Origin of the sequence: Dysgonomonas termitidis, assembly GCF_042654545.1 — a bacterium.
In the GTDB taxonomy this organism is placed as follows: Bacteria; Bacteroidota; Bacteroidia; order Bacteroidales; family Dysgonomonadaceae; genus Dysgonomonas; species Dysgonomonas termitidis.
Window position 1 is genome coordinate 39,634 of the sequence record NZ_JBHSGN010000005.1, and the last position, 13,804, is coordinate 53,437.

13 protein-coding genes are annotated in these 13,804 nt (G+C 43.1%); 7 read left to right on the top strand and 6 right to left on the bottom strand.

The window, feature by feature from the left end; genetic code table 11:
• The first annotated feature begins 114 nt into the window (after positions 1 to 114).
• From ACFO6W_RS00935 to ACFO6W_RS00950, 4 genes are all read left to right on the top strand, one after another.
• The gene (locus ACFO6W_RS00935; RefSeq protein WP_379993430.1) at positions 115 to 897 is read left to right on the top strand and encodes a HipA family kinase; all 783 of its coding nucleotides are present in this window, start codon (positions 115 to 117) and stop codon (positions 895 to 897) included.
• On the top strand, positions 875 to 1,258 hold the full coding sequence (locus ACFO6W_RS00940) for a DUF3037 domain-containing protein (RefSeq protein WP_379993431.1): 384 nt from the start codon (positions 875 to 877) through the stop codon (positions 1,256 to 1,258). The genes ACFO6W_RS00935 and ACFO6W_RS00940 overlap by 23 nt, the downstream gene beginning before the upstream one ends.
• A gap of 44 nt (positions 1,259 to 1,302) precedes the next feature.
• On the top strand, positions 1,303 to 1,929 hold the full coding sequence (locus ACFO6W_RS00945) for a class I SAM-dependent methyltransferase (RefSeq protein ID WP_379993432.1): 627 nt from the start codon (positions 1,303 to 1,305) through the stop codon (positions 1,927 to 1,929).
• 69 nt (positions 1,930 to 1,998) lie between these two features.
• Positions 1,999 to 2,361 (top strand): MmcQ/YjbR family DNA-binding protein, encoded by a 363-nt coding sequence (locus ACFO6W_RS00950; RefSeq protein ID WP_379993433.1) that lies wholly within the window; start codon positions 1,999 to 2,001, stop codon positions 2,359 to 2,361.
• Between the two features lie 218 nt (positions 2,362 to 2,579).
• Here the strand turns inward: ACFO6W_RS00950 and ACFO6W_RS00955 are convergent, their stop codons facing one another.
• From ACFO6W_RS00955 to ACFO6W_RS00970, 4 genes are all read right to left on the bottom strand, one after another.
• Positions 2,580 to 4,166 carry a carboxypeptidase-like regulatory domain-containing protein gene (locus ACFO6W_RS00955; protein WP_379993434.1) on the bottom strand — a complete coding sequence of 529 codons (1,587 nt, stop codon included), beginning with the start codon at positions 4,164 to 4,166 and terminating at the stop codon, positions 2,580 to 2,582.
• A 125-nt stretch (positions 4,167 to 4,291) separates the two neighbouring features.
• On the bottom strand, positions 4,292 to 5,152 hold the full coding sequence (locus ACFO6W_RS00960; protein WP_379993435.1) for a FecR family protein: 861 nt from the start codon (positions 5,150 to 5,152) through the stop codon (positions 4,292 to 4,294).
• Positions 5,149 to 5,700, bottom strand: coding sequence for an RNA polymerase sigma-70 factor (locus ACFO6W_RS00965; protein WP_379993436.1), 552 nt, complete (start codon positions 5,698 to 5,700; stop codon positions 5,149 to 5,151). Before ACFO6W_RS00965 ends, ACFO6W_RS00960 begins: the two co-directional genes overlap by 4 nt.
• Before the next feature lie 116 nt (positions 5,701 to 5,816).
• Positions 5,817 to 7,079 carry a carboxypeptidase-like regulatory domain-containing protein gene (locus ACFO6W_RS00970; protein WP_379993437.1) on the bottom strand — a complete coding sequence of 421 codons (1,263 nt, stop codon included), beginning with the start codon at positions 7,077 to 7,079 and terminating at the stop codon, positions 5,817 to 5,819.
• A gap of 230 nt (positions 7,080 to 7,309) precedes the next feature.
• Here ACFO6W_RS00970 and dnaE point away from each other — a divergent pair, with 230 nt between their 5' ends.
• From dnaE to ACFO6W_RS00985, 3 genes are all read left to right on the top strand, one after another.
• On the top strand, positions 7,310 to 11,059 hold the full coding sequence (dnaE, locus tag ACFO6W_RS00975) for a DNA polymerase III subunit alpha (RefSeq protein ID WP_379993438.1): 3,750 nt from the start codon (positions 7,310 to 7,312) through the stop codon (positions 11,057 to 11,059).
• 94 nt (positions 11,060 to 11,153) lie between these two features.
• Positions 11,154 to 11,471, top strand: coding sequence for a thioredoxin (trxA, locus tag ACFO6W_RS00980; protein WP_379993439.1), 318 nt, complete (start codon positions 11,154 to 11,156; stop codon positions 11,469 to 11,471).
• A 141-nt stretch (positions 11,472 to 11,612) separates the two neighbouring features.
• The gene (locus tag ACFO6W_RS00985) at positions 11,613 to 11,810 is read left to right on the top strand and encodes a hypothetical protein (protein ID WP_379993440.1); all 198 of its coding nucleotides are present in this window, start codon (positions 11,613 to 11,615) and stop codon (positions 11,808 to 11,810) included.
• 24 nt (positions 11,811 to 11,834) lie between these two features.
• Here ACFO6W_RS00985 and ACFO6W_RS00990 read toward each other — a convergent pair whose 3' ends face one another.
• Positions 11,835 to 12,488, bottom strand: a complete 654-nt coding sequence (locus ACFO6W_RS00990) for a nitroreductase family protein (protein ID WP_379993441.1) — start codon at positions 12,486 to 12,488, stop codon at positions 11,835 to 11,837.
• On the bottom strand, positions 12,485 to 13,801 hold the full coding sequence (gene tilS, locus ACFO6W_RS00995; protein WP_379993442.1) for a tRNA lysidine(34) synthetase TilS: 1,317 nt from the start codon (positions 13,799 to 13,801) through the stop codon (positions 12,485 to 12,487). The genes ACFO6W_RS00990 and tilS overlap by 4 nt, the downstream gene beginning before the upstream one ends.
• Between the last annotated feature and the right edge of the window lie 3 nt (positions 13,802 to 13,804).

Here is a 13,804-nt window from a genome sequence, read left to right on the forward strand (position 1 = left end):
TGAAAAAGGAAAAATTTATATGTTGTTGATTAGGAATAAAATACATAAATTTGCATTGAGTTATTTGAGAAAATATATTTTTTAGGCTATTATTCAGTAACTTATTAATATAAAATGGAACTTCGCACAGTAAACGTTACACGATATATCACCCCCTTGCGCGAAGGAGGTTCATTGCCGGCTTTGGCCGAGGCAGACGACGGATTCAAGTATGTAGTCAAATTCCGTGGTTCGGGGCATGGCACAAAGATGCTGGTGAGCGAACTTATCGGCGGGCTTGTCGCTCAGACACTGGGCTTCCGCGTGCCCGAGATGGTTTTTATCTATCTGGATGAAGCTTTCGGACGTAGCGAAGGTGATGAGGAAATACAAGACCTGCTGAAAGGCAGTCAGGGCTTGAATATGGGTTTGCATTTCCTTTCCGGAGCATTGACATTCGACCCCGTAGTGACGCAGATAGACGAGACCACCGCTTCACGGATATTATGGATGGATGCATTGCTTATGAATGTTGACCGCACCGCCCGCAACACCAATATGCTGATGTGGCACAAGGAACTATGGCTGATAGACCACGGCGCATCGCTCTATTTTCATCATTCGTGGACGGGATGGGAGAAGTATGCTTTAAGCTCTTTCCCACAGGCTAAGGATCATGTATTATTGCCCTATGCCGGACGTCTGGACGAGGCGGATGCCGAGTTTAAGAAGATACTGACACCGGAGAAGGTGGCCGGAATAGTAAACATGTTGCCCGGCGACTGGCTGCATTGGGGTGGGAGCGGGGAGTCTCCGCAAGATATACGGCAGGTGTATAACGATTTCCTGAATGAGAGAATAAAGAATTCCGCAATATTTTTAAAAGAAGCACAGCATGCAAGGGAAGCACTTATATGAATACGCCGTCATCCGTGTTGTGCCGAGGGTGGAACGGGAAGAATTTATAAATGTGGGTATTGTTATGTACTGTAAACGGGAAAAATTCCTGAAAGCCCGCTATTATATAGATGAGGATAAACTCCGCCTGTTTACATCGGAACTGGATACGGACTCTATACACGAAAACCTGAAAGCATTCGATAAGATATGCTCTGCCGCCAAAGACGGGGGCTATGTGGCCTCGCTGGATATAACCGAGCGTTATCGCTGGTTAACGGCGGTGCGGAGTACGTCTATACAGACATCGCGTTCCAACAGGGGATTTTCGGATGACTTGGAGGAGACTTTCGGGCGGTTGTTCAGGGAGCTGGTGATGTGAGATATCGTTGAACTTGCGCTATGGAATGAAAAGAGCAGAATAACATGGAGAAGAATAGATCATATAAGTTCTGGGACAGGGTATCCGGCTGGAGCAAAGCAGAGAGTGCTGCTAACTCTGTCTTGGTCAAATGCATAAGCAGTAAATTCGGAATACTTATCAAGCCTGATGATACTGTGCTTGATTTCGGATGTGGTACAGGAACAATTACTCTCCGGATAGCACGAAATGCGAATAAAGTATGTGGGGTGGATATATCCGGAGGCATGTTGAGACGGGCACAACTAAACCTGAAAAATCAAAATATAGATAATGCCTCTTTCATTAAAATAACGACATTGGACGACATGTTCCATAACGATTCCTTTCAGATCGTCACCACCTTTAACGTTTTGCAATATATAGAAAACAGAAAAGCTTTATTTCAACGGTTTTATAAGCTACTGGAGCCGAAAGGTACGTTGATTGTCACCGTACCCTGTTTTGGCAATACGAACTCTTTTTCGATTCTATTGGTGAAACTTTTGCGATTTGTCCGTATTATGCCGGAAACTTATTACTTTAGTATTGATGAAATTGAGAAAGAAATAACCGGTGCGGGCTTAAGTATTGTAGAAAGTATTAATTTGTCGGATTTACCCGAGAGGCTGATTGTAGCAAGAAAGGTATAGATAACCGGATATCTGTTTACGGGCGTTTTCTCACAGTCTTTCGAACGGAAGCGTTTAAGGAGTGATTTTATGAATATTGAAGAATTCAGGGAATATTGTTTGTCAATAAAGGGCAGTAGTGAATCATTGCCTTTTCTGGGCCATAATGTTTTGGTCTTTAAAGTGATGGGTAAGATGTTTACATATATCCCATTGGAGCCTAAAGACGGGGTATTCAAAGCAGATCTTAAATGTGATCCCGAAAGATCAACCGAGTTGCGGGAAAAATACGAGGGGATAACCGAAACGGATTTCAAAACTCCCTTGTGGAACCTGGTTACACTCGAAAGCGATGTGCCTGATGAGTTGATCAGGGAATTAATTCGGCATTCCGTAGATGAAGTGATAAAAAAACTTCCCAAAAAGAAGCGGGAAGAATATCGCGGATTATAATTATTTGAATAATAAGAAAATAAGCCGTGATCTTATATGTCCTGTACAGAAAATAGCAGGGGTTGACGTTTTTATGTTGTCAACCCCCGTCTGTTCTGGGCTTGTATTATTTTTTTACTCCGATATATAGAACCTTGTTCTTATAAATTGACGGGAATATGGGACGAAAAGCTGCACTTCCAAAGAATTTATTTACGTTTTAAGAGACTATTTGTATTTTATTCCTCGCTAGAAGTAGTCTCGGTAATTTCGTTCAGGTTGTTGAGTATTGTTTCTTTCAGCTTATCTTCGGGCAGGATAACATTGAAATGTTCCCAGAAGCTCTTATCGTACCGGTATTTTGTGTCCGACAGTATCTTGCGGGGCGATAACCGGTCTTTCCGGCTAAATCCTTTTACATTTCCGGTCTCTGTTTTACAGTTCACCATCTCGAACCACAGATGGAGCGGGGCGCTGAACCACCGGTTCTTCTTCCTGACTTTGAATTTAAGATCGCCTCTCACATGGCTTACATAATACTTGCCATCGTCGGCAGGACGGTACGAAACAATGTACTTCACTTCCTGCAAAGTCAGCTTTATATTTGGAGCCAACCGTTCTATATACCAGTTGGTTGCTTTGTGTACATATTTGGGATTTACCTCGAAACGGGCTTCTACCAGCGCGTAATTTTCCGCGTCTATATACAGCTGTCCTTTGAACAGCGGTTCTTCAGTGTAGGGCAATTGCTCGAATGAAATAACATTTACCCGCCTGTTGTCGATCACGCTGATATCGGTATGCGTGTATTGATATGGCGAACCGTTCCCGAAATTGAGAAAGTCTGGCGATTCTTTTATTATATCGAGCGTAAGGCTTGAATATACTCCCGATTTCATTTTGGTGAATAATGTATCTTCTGTTTGCCGGTTTACGATGCGGCGCATTTTTACCAGTTTGGTCTGGTCGCTGTTTACATTGCTTTTGTAGCCTGTCTTATATATCTGGATTACCGATTCGGTAAGGTCTATATTCTTGTTCTTATATTCGGTTCCTTCGCGGTAAAAGGTAGTCATATATACAGGTTTGGACGAATAGTTCTTTTCAGCCAGCTCTTCCATCTTTTGTAGTACGTCCAATGGATTTACCACCCGTATCACGATTTCCTGCAATGAAATTATTTTGGGGTCGAGCGATATTCTTACATGCTGGTTTTCGAGTAAAGATGCCTCTATTTCCTGATTCTGATAGCCCACATGCGAAAATTTCACTATGTATTGCCGCAGCGAATCCGGTATCATAAGCTGAAACTCTCCGTTCTGATTGGTGATTGTTCCTATAGAGGTGTAATTGATGCTGGCCGAAGCATAAATGACCGGTTCGTTGGTTATACGGTCGTATAATATGCCGCTTATTTTCAGGTATTTATTTTCGGCTGTGGTTTTGTCCTGTGCCTGACCGGCTGACTGCGCCGATTTTATTTGCTTCTCCTCATTGTCTTTTCTCAGCAGGATATGGTTGCCTACGATATTTATTCTTAGCTTGTCGTCTTCGGTAATGGCATAAATAGCTTCGCGCACGGTATAATTGCCTTTTTTTACCTTCACTACTTTGTCGTTGTCTATTATCTGGCTGTCGTATATGAACAAATAGCCCGACTGGTCGGATACTTGTTTGAGTAACTGGTATATTGTCCCTTTGGCTTTCGATAATTTTACTTCGCGGTTAAGCACACCTCCGTCCTCTGCCTGCGATGCTGTTATTATAAACAGGAATAATAACAAGGCAGAAAAACGATGAAATGCATTTTCAACCGCTTTTTCCATATGTTTGGTATCAGATTAATCGTATTTCAGAATTTAAAGATATTATATATCACTGAAACCGGAATATTATTTGTAATAATTGCTATATGTTAACTAAAGATACCCGTCTTTGCCATTCTTCATTCTTAATTTTTTCCTTCCTCTATCGTAATCACATTCTCCGATTGTGTATATTTCAGGTTCAAAGCCAGGCATATCAGTTCGGCCATTGTAGCCGGTGTATTATCAGAGAACGTCACGGTGAGCAATCTGTCCCCGAGCCGCGGTGAAATGCTTAATTTAGTCGATTCCGAATTCATATTTATGATACGGATAACGTCTGCCAGCCGTTCGTCCTTGAAGTGGATCTGTTTCAGATACCTGTTGAATTTCTCATTGCCCGAAGATATTGTTTTTTGCAGATTATCCGATTCCAGCAATACTGTTTCACCCGCTTTTACATGAGTGCTTTGTCCGCTTTGCCTGAGTGTCACTTTCACTTCCCCGTGCTTTACCGATAGAGAAAACGAATCTTTATCTTTGCTTACCACGTTGAATGCAGTACCCAGTACCTCTATGCGCGCGTTTTCGGTTTCGATGAAGAACGGGCGTTCGCGGTTCTTACTGATTTCGAAAAAGGCGTCTCCCTGCAACGATACCCTTCTGCGGTCTTTTTCGAAATGAACCGGATATTCGATAGATGTCTGTTGGTCGAGGTAAACGACAGATCCGTCTTCGAGTGTAGTGACGAGGGTGGGCGCGTTTTCTTCGTTGTGCAGTATGTGCATCTTCTGACTGCCTGTATTCATATTGCGGATGACGAGCGCCGAAATGATACAGATGCATGCTACGGCTGCTATCATAGCCCATTTCATCCCTGTAGAATGTAATACGCCCCGTTTTGGACTGTTGTCCGCGGCAGGTAGTAATCCGTCTTCTTCGAAACGCTTATACAATGCGTTCCATGCATCGTCGGTCACTCTATCGTTTTTTACTTTTAAAGTCATATTATATGTGTATATTTTTCTATTTCCTGTCGTAGCAGCTGATATACTTTTGTCATCTCTGCCTCTATTGTTTTCACCGATACGGAAAGGGTTTCGGCTATTTCTTTATATTTTTTACCCTCCATGCGGTGCATCCTGAATATTCTCAGTCTGCGGTCGGGCAATTGTTTCAGGGTGCGGTTTATCACTTCTTCCAGTTCCTTGTATTCGAGTTGCTGATGAGGTGTCGCGTCCTGTTCGTCTTTTTCTTTCGATAATACTCTTTCCCTGTGCCGTTCCTGTACGGCGATGTGTTCGAGGTATTGCAGCGACTGGTTGCGTACTGCTCCATATAGATAATTCTTTACCGATCGCAGGATTTGAATACTCTCCCTGTCTTTCCACCATACGTAGAACAGTTCCTGCACTATTTCCTCTGCTATGTCCTTGCGTCCGGTTATGCTTAATCCGTACAGGCAAAGAGGGGCATAGTACTGACGGAAGACCTCTTCGAAAGTCTTTATATCCCCCTCTTTTATCTTTTTCAGTACGAATAAGTCGTTAAGCATAATTATTTTGTTCAGTTCAGTATTTCAAAGTTAAGATAAAAACGAAGAACGAAAAGTGAAAAGTGAAAAATCGAAAACAAGAAATGCAAATTCTTCACTTTTCATTTTTCACTTCATTAATTCTGTTGTTTTCTCAACTTCGATACTGCGTTTTCCAATGATTCGGTAGGCTCTATGATATTATAATCTTCCCAGAAATTAGGGTCGTAGAAATTCTGAACCTTATCCGATAACACCTGATTTTGTCCGAATGATTGTTTAAACGGGATTTTGTTTATCTTCCCGCTTTTGCGGTCGGTCACCACCATTTCGGATACAATAGTATAGCCGGTAGAGAACAGGCGGCGTTTCAGGTCGCATTTAAACTTCACTTCGCTCCATACATAGTTCAGGTAACTTTTGCCGTCTTGTTGCTTGTAAGTCACCAGAAACGATACTTCTTCAGGCTTGAAATGCATCTTGAACGGTTTTTTTCTCAATATTGCCTGTGTGGCCTTATTCCTGTCGTCCATGCTGAGGCTGAATTCGGCACGGGAAAAAGTCAGGCTTTGCTTGTCTATATACAGCTTACCGAAGTGCAGCGCATATGGAAGTACGACCTGCGGCCTGAAACTGACCACGTAATGAGGACGTTCGTCTATCATAACCGATTCTTCCATATTGTATCTGTACATACCCAGTGTATTTATGTCCAGGAACAATTCGGGATTCTTTACAACGTCCATGAATGTAGAAAGATTCGGCCCTCCCTGAAACTTTACAATCAGCGTGTCGTTTGGCTTGGGGCTTATCAGTTTACGCCCTTTGTAGACCTGTACCCTGTCACCTGCGATGTCTTGAGTGTAAGGTGTCTTGTATATGTCCAGTATGGCTTCTGATATATTTATGTAATTGCGCCTCTTTTTTATTGTTTCACGATAGAATCCAGTAAGCATATTCACTTCGGAACTATTGTTATCCCCGATTTTACGTATGGCTTCTTCTACCAGCTTTTGGGCGTCCACAGGCTGTACTATAACGTCTTTCAGCAGGTTTACGTTAGGGATGAGGTATATGGTTACTTCGTGTCCTATATCTTCCTGATTGATAGTGTACTTCATGTTACGGTAGCCGATGTGTGATATCTCCAGCGTTTTAGCTTCCAGCGCATTGTTGAGTTTGATAGAGAACACCCCGTCGGTATTGGTTATGGTACCGATATTGGTTCCCGGAACGGAAATACTGACGTATTCAAGTTTCTTGTTCGAGTTCTTGTCCTTCACTACACCACTTATGGTAATGTAGTTTGCCGACATATTCTGTGCCTGTAACGGAATGCACGCGACGGATATGAGAACGGCAAGGATCAGCTGTGCGGTTTTTGAGTATATTGCTTTCATAACAGTATTGATTAAATAATGAATATTAACCGGTTTCTACTTATATGATTGGTGAAACGATAAAAACCCTAGAGGAAAATGAAATTGTTTTTTATCAGGATTAATTTTATTCAGAATATAGTTGTTTTGAATCTTTAAAAATCCTTACTTGTTGAAAACTGCCAACCGTTTTCCTTGAGAAGAGTTCCTATTTATTGTAACTTTACAAATTGTGAAAAAGCAGAAGATATATGAATAATTTTGTACACTTACATGTCCATTCCCAATATTCCATGTTGGATGGGCAGGCCAGCATACCCAATCTTGTAGATAAAGCCATCGCCGACGGAATGAAGGCGATAGCCCTTACCGACCACGGAGCCATGTTCGGGGTAAAGGAATTTTTCAATTATGTAAAAAAGAAGAACGGCAAATACGACAGCGCCATCAAGGAACTGAAAACCCAGATAAAAGATCTGGAAAAAGACCCGGAAGGGGGTAACGGTGAACAGATAGGCGAGCTGAAAATAAAGATACAACAGGAGGAAGCCAAAAAATTCAAGCCCATTATCGGCTGCGAGTGCTATGTCGCCCGTCGCCACAGGACACTGAAAGAAGGGAAACCCGATATGAGCGGCTGGCACCTTGTGGTACTGGCTAAAAACCTGAAAGGATATAAAAATCTTATCAAGATGGTGTCGCATAGCTGGACAGAAGGCTATTACATGCGTCCGCGTATAGATAAGGAACTGCTCGAAAAATACCATGAGGGGCTTATCGTTTCCACGGCTTGCCTGGGTGGTGAAATACCTAAGAAAATACAGGCGGGAGACGTGGAGGAAACAGAAAAAGCCCTGCAATGGTTTAAAAACCTTTTCGGGGAAGATTTCTACCTCGAACTGCAGCGTCATAAGACCAATCGTCCTGACGCCAATATCGAAGCCTATCCTTTGCAGCAAAAGGTTAATACAGAACTGCTGAAACTAGGGGAGAAATTCGGCGTAAAAGTGATCGCCACCAACGATGTCCACTTTGTAGAAGAAGAGGACGCCGATGCCCACGACCGCCTTATCTGCCTGAGTACAGGCAAGGATTTCGACGACCCCAAGCGGATGCGTTATACCAAGCAGGAATGGCTGAAAACGACGGCGGAAATGAACCAGATATTCTCCGACCATCCCGAAGTATTGGGAAATACATTGGAGATAGCCGATAAGGTACAATTCTATTCCATCGATTCAGATGCTCTGATGCCGTTTTTTACCATCGATGCGTCTTTTGGTACGGAAGAGGGATATAAGATAATGTACAGCGAGGAAGACCTCTTGCTCGAATTTGGGGAGAAGGCATATAAGCGCCTCGGCGGATACGATAAAGTAATCCGTATCAAACTGGAATCGGACTATCTGAAACATCTTACAATGATAGGAGCCGACAAGCGCTATGGGAGGGACAGGAATGCCGAAACCGTGGAACGGCTCGATTTTGAACTGGATGTAATGAAAACGATGGGATTTCCCGGTTACTTCCTTATTGTACAGGACTTTATCGCCGCCGCTCGTGAAATGGGTGTGGCCGTAGGCCCCGGACGAGGTTCCGCTGCCGGTTCTGCCGTGGCTTATTGTTTGGGAATTACAGATATAGACCCTATAAAGTACGACTTGCTGTTTGAGCGTTTTCTTAATCCCGACCGTATATCCATGCCCGATATTGATATCGACTTCGATGATGACGGACGTGGAAAGGTCTTGAAATGGGTAACGGAAAAATACGGACAGGAGCGTGTTGCACATATTATTACCTATGGTACTATGGCCACTAAGTCGGCGATAAAAGACGTTGCCCGTGTACAGAAATTACCCTTGTCGGAGTCTAACAGGCTGGCAAAGTTTGTTCCCGACCGTATCCCCGATAAGAAAAAAGTGACGCTGCGCGATGCCATAGAATATGTTCCAGAACTGAAAGAGGCGGCGAACAGCCACGATCCTGTGATGCGCGATACGCTCAAATACGCGCAGATGCTTGAAGGTAATGTGCGTAATACCGGAGTGCATGCCTGCGGTATCATCATCGGACAGCAGGATATATCCGATATTGTGCCTGTGAGTACGGCTGAGGATAAGGAAACGGGCGAAAATATACTCGTTACCCAGTACGAAGGTACGGTGATCGAGGAGACGGGACTTATCAAAATGGACTTTCTGGGACTGAAAACACTCTCTATCATCAAAGAGGCCATTGAAAACATAAAACATACGACAGGTGAGACTATCAATATAGATACCATATCGCTCGAAGACCCTAAAACATATGAGCTGTACAGCCAGGGAAAAACAACGGGTACATTCCAGTTCGAGTCTGCCGGTATGCAGAAATACCTCAAAGAGCTGCAGCCGAGTAAGTTTGAAGACCTGATAGCGATGAATGCACTCTATCGCCCCGGCCCGATGGACTATATCCCTTCGTTTATTGCCCGTAAACACGGGCGGGAAGAGATATCCTACGATATCCCGGTTATGGAACGTTATTTGAACGATACTTATGGTATTACCGTATATCAGGAACAGGTCATGCTCTTGTCGCGTTTGCTTGCCGACTTTACCCGTGGCCAGTCCGACGAGTTGCGTAAGGCAATGGGTAAGAAGCTTATCGATAAGATGAACGCCCTGAAAGAGAAATTCATTGCCGGCGGTACTAAAAACGGGCATGATAAGAAAACGCTGGATAAAATATGGGCCGACTGGGAAAAATTCGCGTCATACGCGTTCAATAAATCCCATGCTACCTGTTACTCATGGGTTGCTTACCAGACAGCATGGCTGAAAGCCAATTATCCGTCGGAATATATGGCTGCCGTGCTTTCGCGAAACTTGTCCAACATCACTGAAATCACAAAGTTCATGGACGAATGCAAGGCTATGAATATGAACGTGCTCGGGCCGGATGTAAACGAGTCGTTCCTCAAGTTTTCGGTAAATCAGGAAGGAGATATACGTTTTGGACTGGCCGCTGTGAAGGGAGTGGGAGAGGGCGCCGTGATGAATATAATAGAGGAACGCCAAAATAATGGTCCGTTCAAAGATATATTCAACTTCGTAGAACGTGTCAACCTGAGTTCGTGTAACCGTAAGAATATAGAATCCCTGGCTTTGGCCGGCGCTTTCGATAATTTTCCGGAAGTAAGCCGCGAACAGTTTTTCGGAGTCAATGGCAAAGGTGAACAGTTTATAGATATGCTTATCCGTTATGGTAATAAGTACCAATTGGATAAAAACACAGCAGCCAATTCGCTGTTCGGAGGAGATACGTCATTCGATATAGCGCATCCCGAAATACCAAAGGTGGAAAAATGGTCGGATCTTGAACGCCTGAATAAAGAACGCGAACTGATAGGCATTTACCTTTCGGCGCATCCGCTCGATGAATATAAGATAGTGCTTAGCTATGTGTGTAATGTGGGTATGTCGGAAATAGAAGATAAGGACGCCCTGAAAAATAAGGAAGTGACTCTGGGCGGGCTGGTATCGGCTGTGAGGGAAGGTATTACCAAGAACGGGAAACCGTTTATGATTATTCGTATCGAGGATTTCACGGGAAGCGGCGAACTTCCATTATTTGGTGACGATTATATCAACTTTGGAAAATACGGGCGTCCGGGATTATATGTATATATAAAAGGACGTGTACAGCCGCGCAAATTTGACCAGACCCAGTTTGAGTTTAAAATATTTTCGATACAACTGCTGCCGGATGTAAAAGACCGCCTGATAGAGAAAATAACGATTACTTTACCGCTGCATGATATGAATACGCAGATGGTGGAAGAATTGTCTACTTTAACAAAAAACAATCCCGGTAATTCATTGTTATATTTTCAGGTAGTTGATGGGGAACGAAATATGAAAGTAGATTTGTTTTCAAGAAGCTTTAAAATAAATGTTAAGCAGGAACTTATTGATTATCTGATAGAAAACGAAAATCTTGTATTTAAAGTAAATTGAAATTTTTATATTTTAAATAGATTAATTACCTTTGCAAAACAAAACTTGAGGATAGATAACATAAATATTATAAATAAACTGATAAATAAAAACTATGGCTTTAGAGATTACAGACGCAGGGTTTGAAGATGTACTGAAATCAGACAAACCTCTGGTAATAGATTTTTGGGCGGAGTGGTGTGGCCCTTGCCGCATGGTAGGTCCTATCGTGGAAGAATTGGCTGCCGAATACGCCGGTAAAGTAACTATTGGTAAAGTAGATGTGGATAATAATGACGATATTACGTCCAAATATGGTATCCGCAACATTCCTACAATCCTGTTCATAAAAAACGGTGAAGTAGTGGACAAACAAGTAGGCGCAGCTCAGAAAGCCGTACTGGCAGAGAAAATAGAGAATATGCTGAAATAAAGTTCCCCGATATTGATAAAGAAAGCCTGTCAGATGAGACAGGCTTTTTTTGTGGGCTTTATCACCTGGGGATTAGCCCCGGTTGAACTAATCGTTTTACCTTCTGTTATAATATAATGGATGAATTAAAGTAGTTTCGGGATGGAAGTATATTCGATTCTTTTGTATGTTAGTATAGCCATGTTTGCCGCCAGCATTGTGTTGTGGTACATTTCGGGCAGGTATATAAAAGAACATAAACCGGCCTTATCCCGGAGGATGGTCTATATAGGCGGATTTATGTTCTCTTTTTCGATTCTGGAGGCTTTGATAGCCTTGATAATCTGGTCTTCGAAATAGCCCCGTTTGGGTATCTGTGGAGGATTATCTTATATACTGCACCTTACTCTCATCCCTTGGCTTGGCATCCGGCGATTCGTTCTTATAACCGGCGGCAATACCAAAAACAACTTCGTGTGTATCAGGCATATTTATTTCTTTCAGGAAACCTTTCGAATCGGGGTCGTTCAATATACCGGCCATATTGCCGATGGTACATGTCCCGATATTCATAGATTCGGCACTGAGGAGAATATTCTGTGCCAGTAGTCCGCAATCGACCGCGCTATAAGGATTACTCTTATCCTTGCCTACGATGATGAGGGTCGGCGCTCCGTGAAATACGCTGAATCCCGGCTCTTGCGCACGGGCTGCGCTTCCTTGCAGGTTTTTACCCCTGGCCTTTTCTACAAAACTGTTGTTGATCCTGCTCAATAAATAGGCATTCTGTATAACCCTTACTTCCCACGATTGCCTGTTCAGTGCACTCGGTGCATTTATGGCACATTTTACTATTGTATCCAGTTGCTCCGGTGTTATCTGTTCCGGTTTGTATGAGCGTATGCTTCTACGGCTCATAATAGCTTCTACTACAGCATTTTTTTGTTCCATATCACTCGTCTTTTCTTTTGTTGGATTGTTGCAGGAGAATAGCATAAGGGAGGCTATCGCTGCTATAAACATTTTCTTCATTTTCATTTACTATATATTATTTTCACCACTTCCGTTGTCTTATCCGTTATTTTGAACCGCTCGTCGGAGCGATGCCCGACTATCCATACTATATCATCTCCCGAACAGAGCAACCAGGCGGCTTCCTTGTCGAACAGGCTGAACTTATTGTCGGAAAAATAATCGCTTACTTTCTTTTTTCCCTTCATTCCGAAAGGCATAAACCAATCGCCCTGCCTCCATTTGCGGAGGGTTAACGGATAAGTCAGTTTGTCAGCGTCGGCGTATGTTATATCGGGATTCTTTTCTATGGAGAAGCCCCCGTTTACCGGAATACGTTCTATTTTCAGATGTATGGGGCGCGATAAGATACTTTCATCTTCATGGATATTATACCGTTCTATTTTGAGATTGTCCTTTTTCTTTAAGATGAGGTATCCTCTATCCTTGAGTAATTCATGCGTTTCCGAATAAAATATTTTACCCGACTGGCTTATAACTGATTCGAATACCTGCCGCACCGTAGCCGAATTGAACCCATACGGAGAAAGAAGCTCGAAGAGGATAGCTTCCGGCTCCAGATACTGAACCAGCATGGATATATTTATTTTATTATCTGCGAATATACTGGCTTTCACCTGAGCCATATACATGTAATATATGTTTGCCACCTGCGTCAGATGTTCGGCTGTTTTGTTTACAGATTCTTTTACCGAGGGGTTTATAGCTTCCAGCATCGGGATTACATTCAGTCTTATCTTATTCCGGGCATACATATCTTCATTGTTGGTGCTGTCATCTACGAACGACATTCGCCTTTCTTTCAGATACTCTATTATTTCGTCGCGGCTCACACATAATAATGGCCGGATAACATATCCGTTTACAGGCGCAATGCCGGTAAGTCCGCGGATACCTGTTCCCCTGATAAGATTGAGAAGAATGGTCTCCACCGAATCGTCGCGGTGGTGGGCTACGGCTATTTTGTCGGCCATATGTATAACCCTGAGTTGTTCGAACCAGTTGTAACGCAGTTCACGGGCAGCCATTTCTATCGAAACGGAATTTACGGCGGCATAGGCTTCCGTGTCGAAATCGACACGCTCGTATTTCAGATTATATTTTTTGCAAAGTTCTTCTACAAAAAACGCATCCCTGTTGGACTCCTCGCCCCGTAGGTGAAAATTACAGTGTGCAACGACACATTCGAGGCCGAAGCTATGCAGGATATCCAGCAAAGCTACAGAATCTGCTCCTCCGCTGACGCCTACGATAATTTTCTCTCCTCCGGCAAGTAATCCGTTGGCAACGATATACTGTTCTACTCTTGAAATATCCATAAT

Bases quoted from the DNA above. Each gene is read 5' to 3' on its own strand.
- ACFO6W_RS00935 (WP_379993430.1), top strand. From the start codon at position 115: ATGGAACTTCGCACAGTAAACGTTACACGATATATCACCCCCTTGCGC.
- ACFO6W_RS00940 (WP_379993431.1), top strand. From the start codon at position 875: ATGCAAGGGAAGCACTTATATGAATACGCCGTCATCCGTGTTGTGCCG.
- ACFO6W_RS00945 (WP_379993432.1), top strand. From the start codon at position 1,303: ATGGAGAAGAATAGATCATATAAGTTCTGGGACAGGGTATCCGGCTGG.
- ACFO6W_RS00950 (WP_379993433.1), top strand. From the start codon at position 1,999: ATGAATATTGAAGAATTCAGGGAATATTGTTTGTCAATAAAGGGCAGT.
- ACFO6W_RS00955 (WP_379993434.1), bottom strand. From the start codon at position 4,166: ATGGAAAAAGCGGTTGAAAATGCATTTCATCGTTTTTCTGCCTTGTTA.
- ACFO6W_RS00960 (WP_379993435.1), bottom strand. From the start codon at position 5,152: ATGACTTTAAAAGTAAAAAACGATAGAGTGACCGACGATGCATGGAAC.
- ACFO6W_RS00965 (WP_379993436.1), bottom strand. From the start codon at position 5,700: ATGCTTAACGACTTATTCGTACTGAAAAAGATAAAAGAGGGGGATATA.
- ACFO6W_RS00970 (WP_379993437.1), bottom strand. From the start codon at position 7,079: ATGAAAGCAATATACTCAAAAACCGCACAGCTGATCCTTGCCGTTCTC.
- dnaE (WP_379993438.1), top strand. From the start codon at position 7,310: ATGAATAATTTTGTACACTTACATGTCCATTCCCAATATTCCATGTTG.
- trxA (WP_379993439.1), top strand. From the start codon at position 11,154: ATGGCTTTAGAGATTACAGACGCAGGGTTTGAAGATGTACTGAAATCA.
- ACFO6W_RS00985 (WP_379993440.1), top strand. From the start codon at position 11,613: ATGGAAGTATATTCGATTCTTTTGTATGTTAGTATAGCCATGTTTGCC.
- ACFO6W_RS00990 (WP_379993441.1), bottom strand. From the start codon at position 12,488: ATGAAAATGAAGAAAATGTTTATAGCAGCGATAGCCTCCCTTATGCTA.
- tilS (WP_379993442.1), bottom strand. From the start codon at position 13,801: ATGGATATTTCAAGAGTAGAACAGTATATCGTTGCCAACGGATTACTT.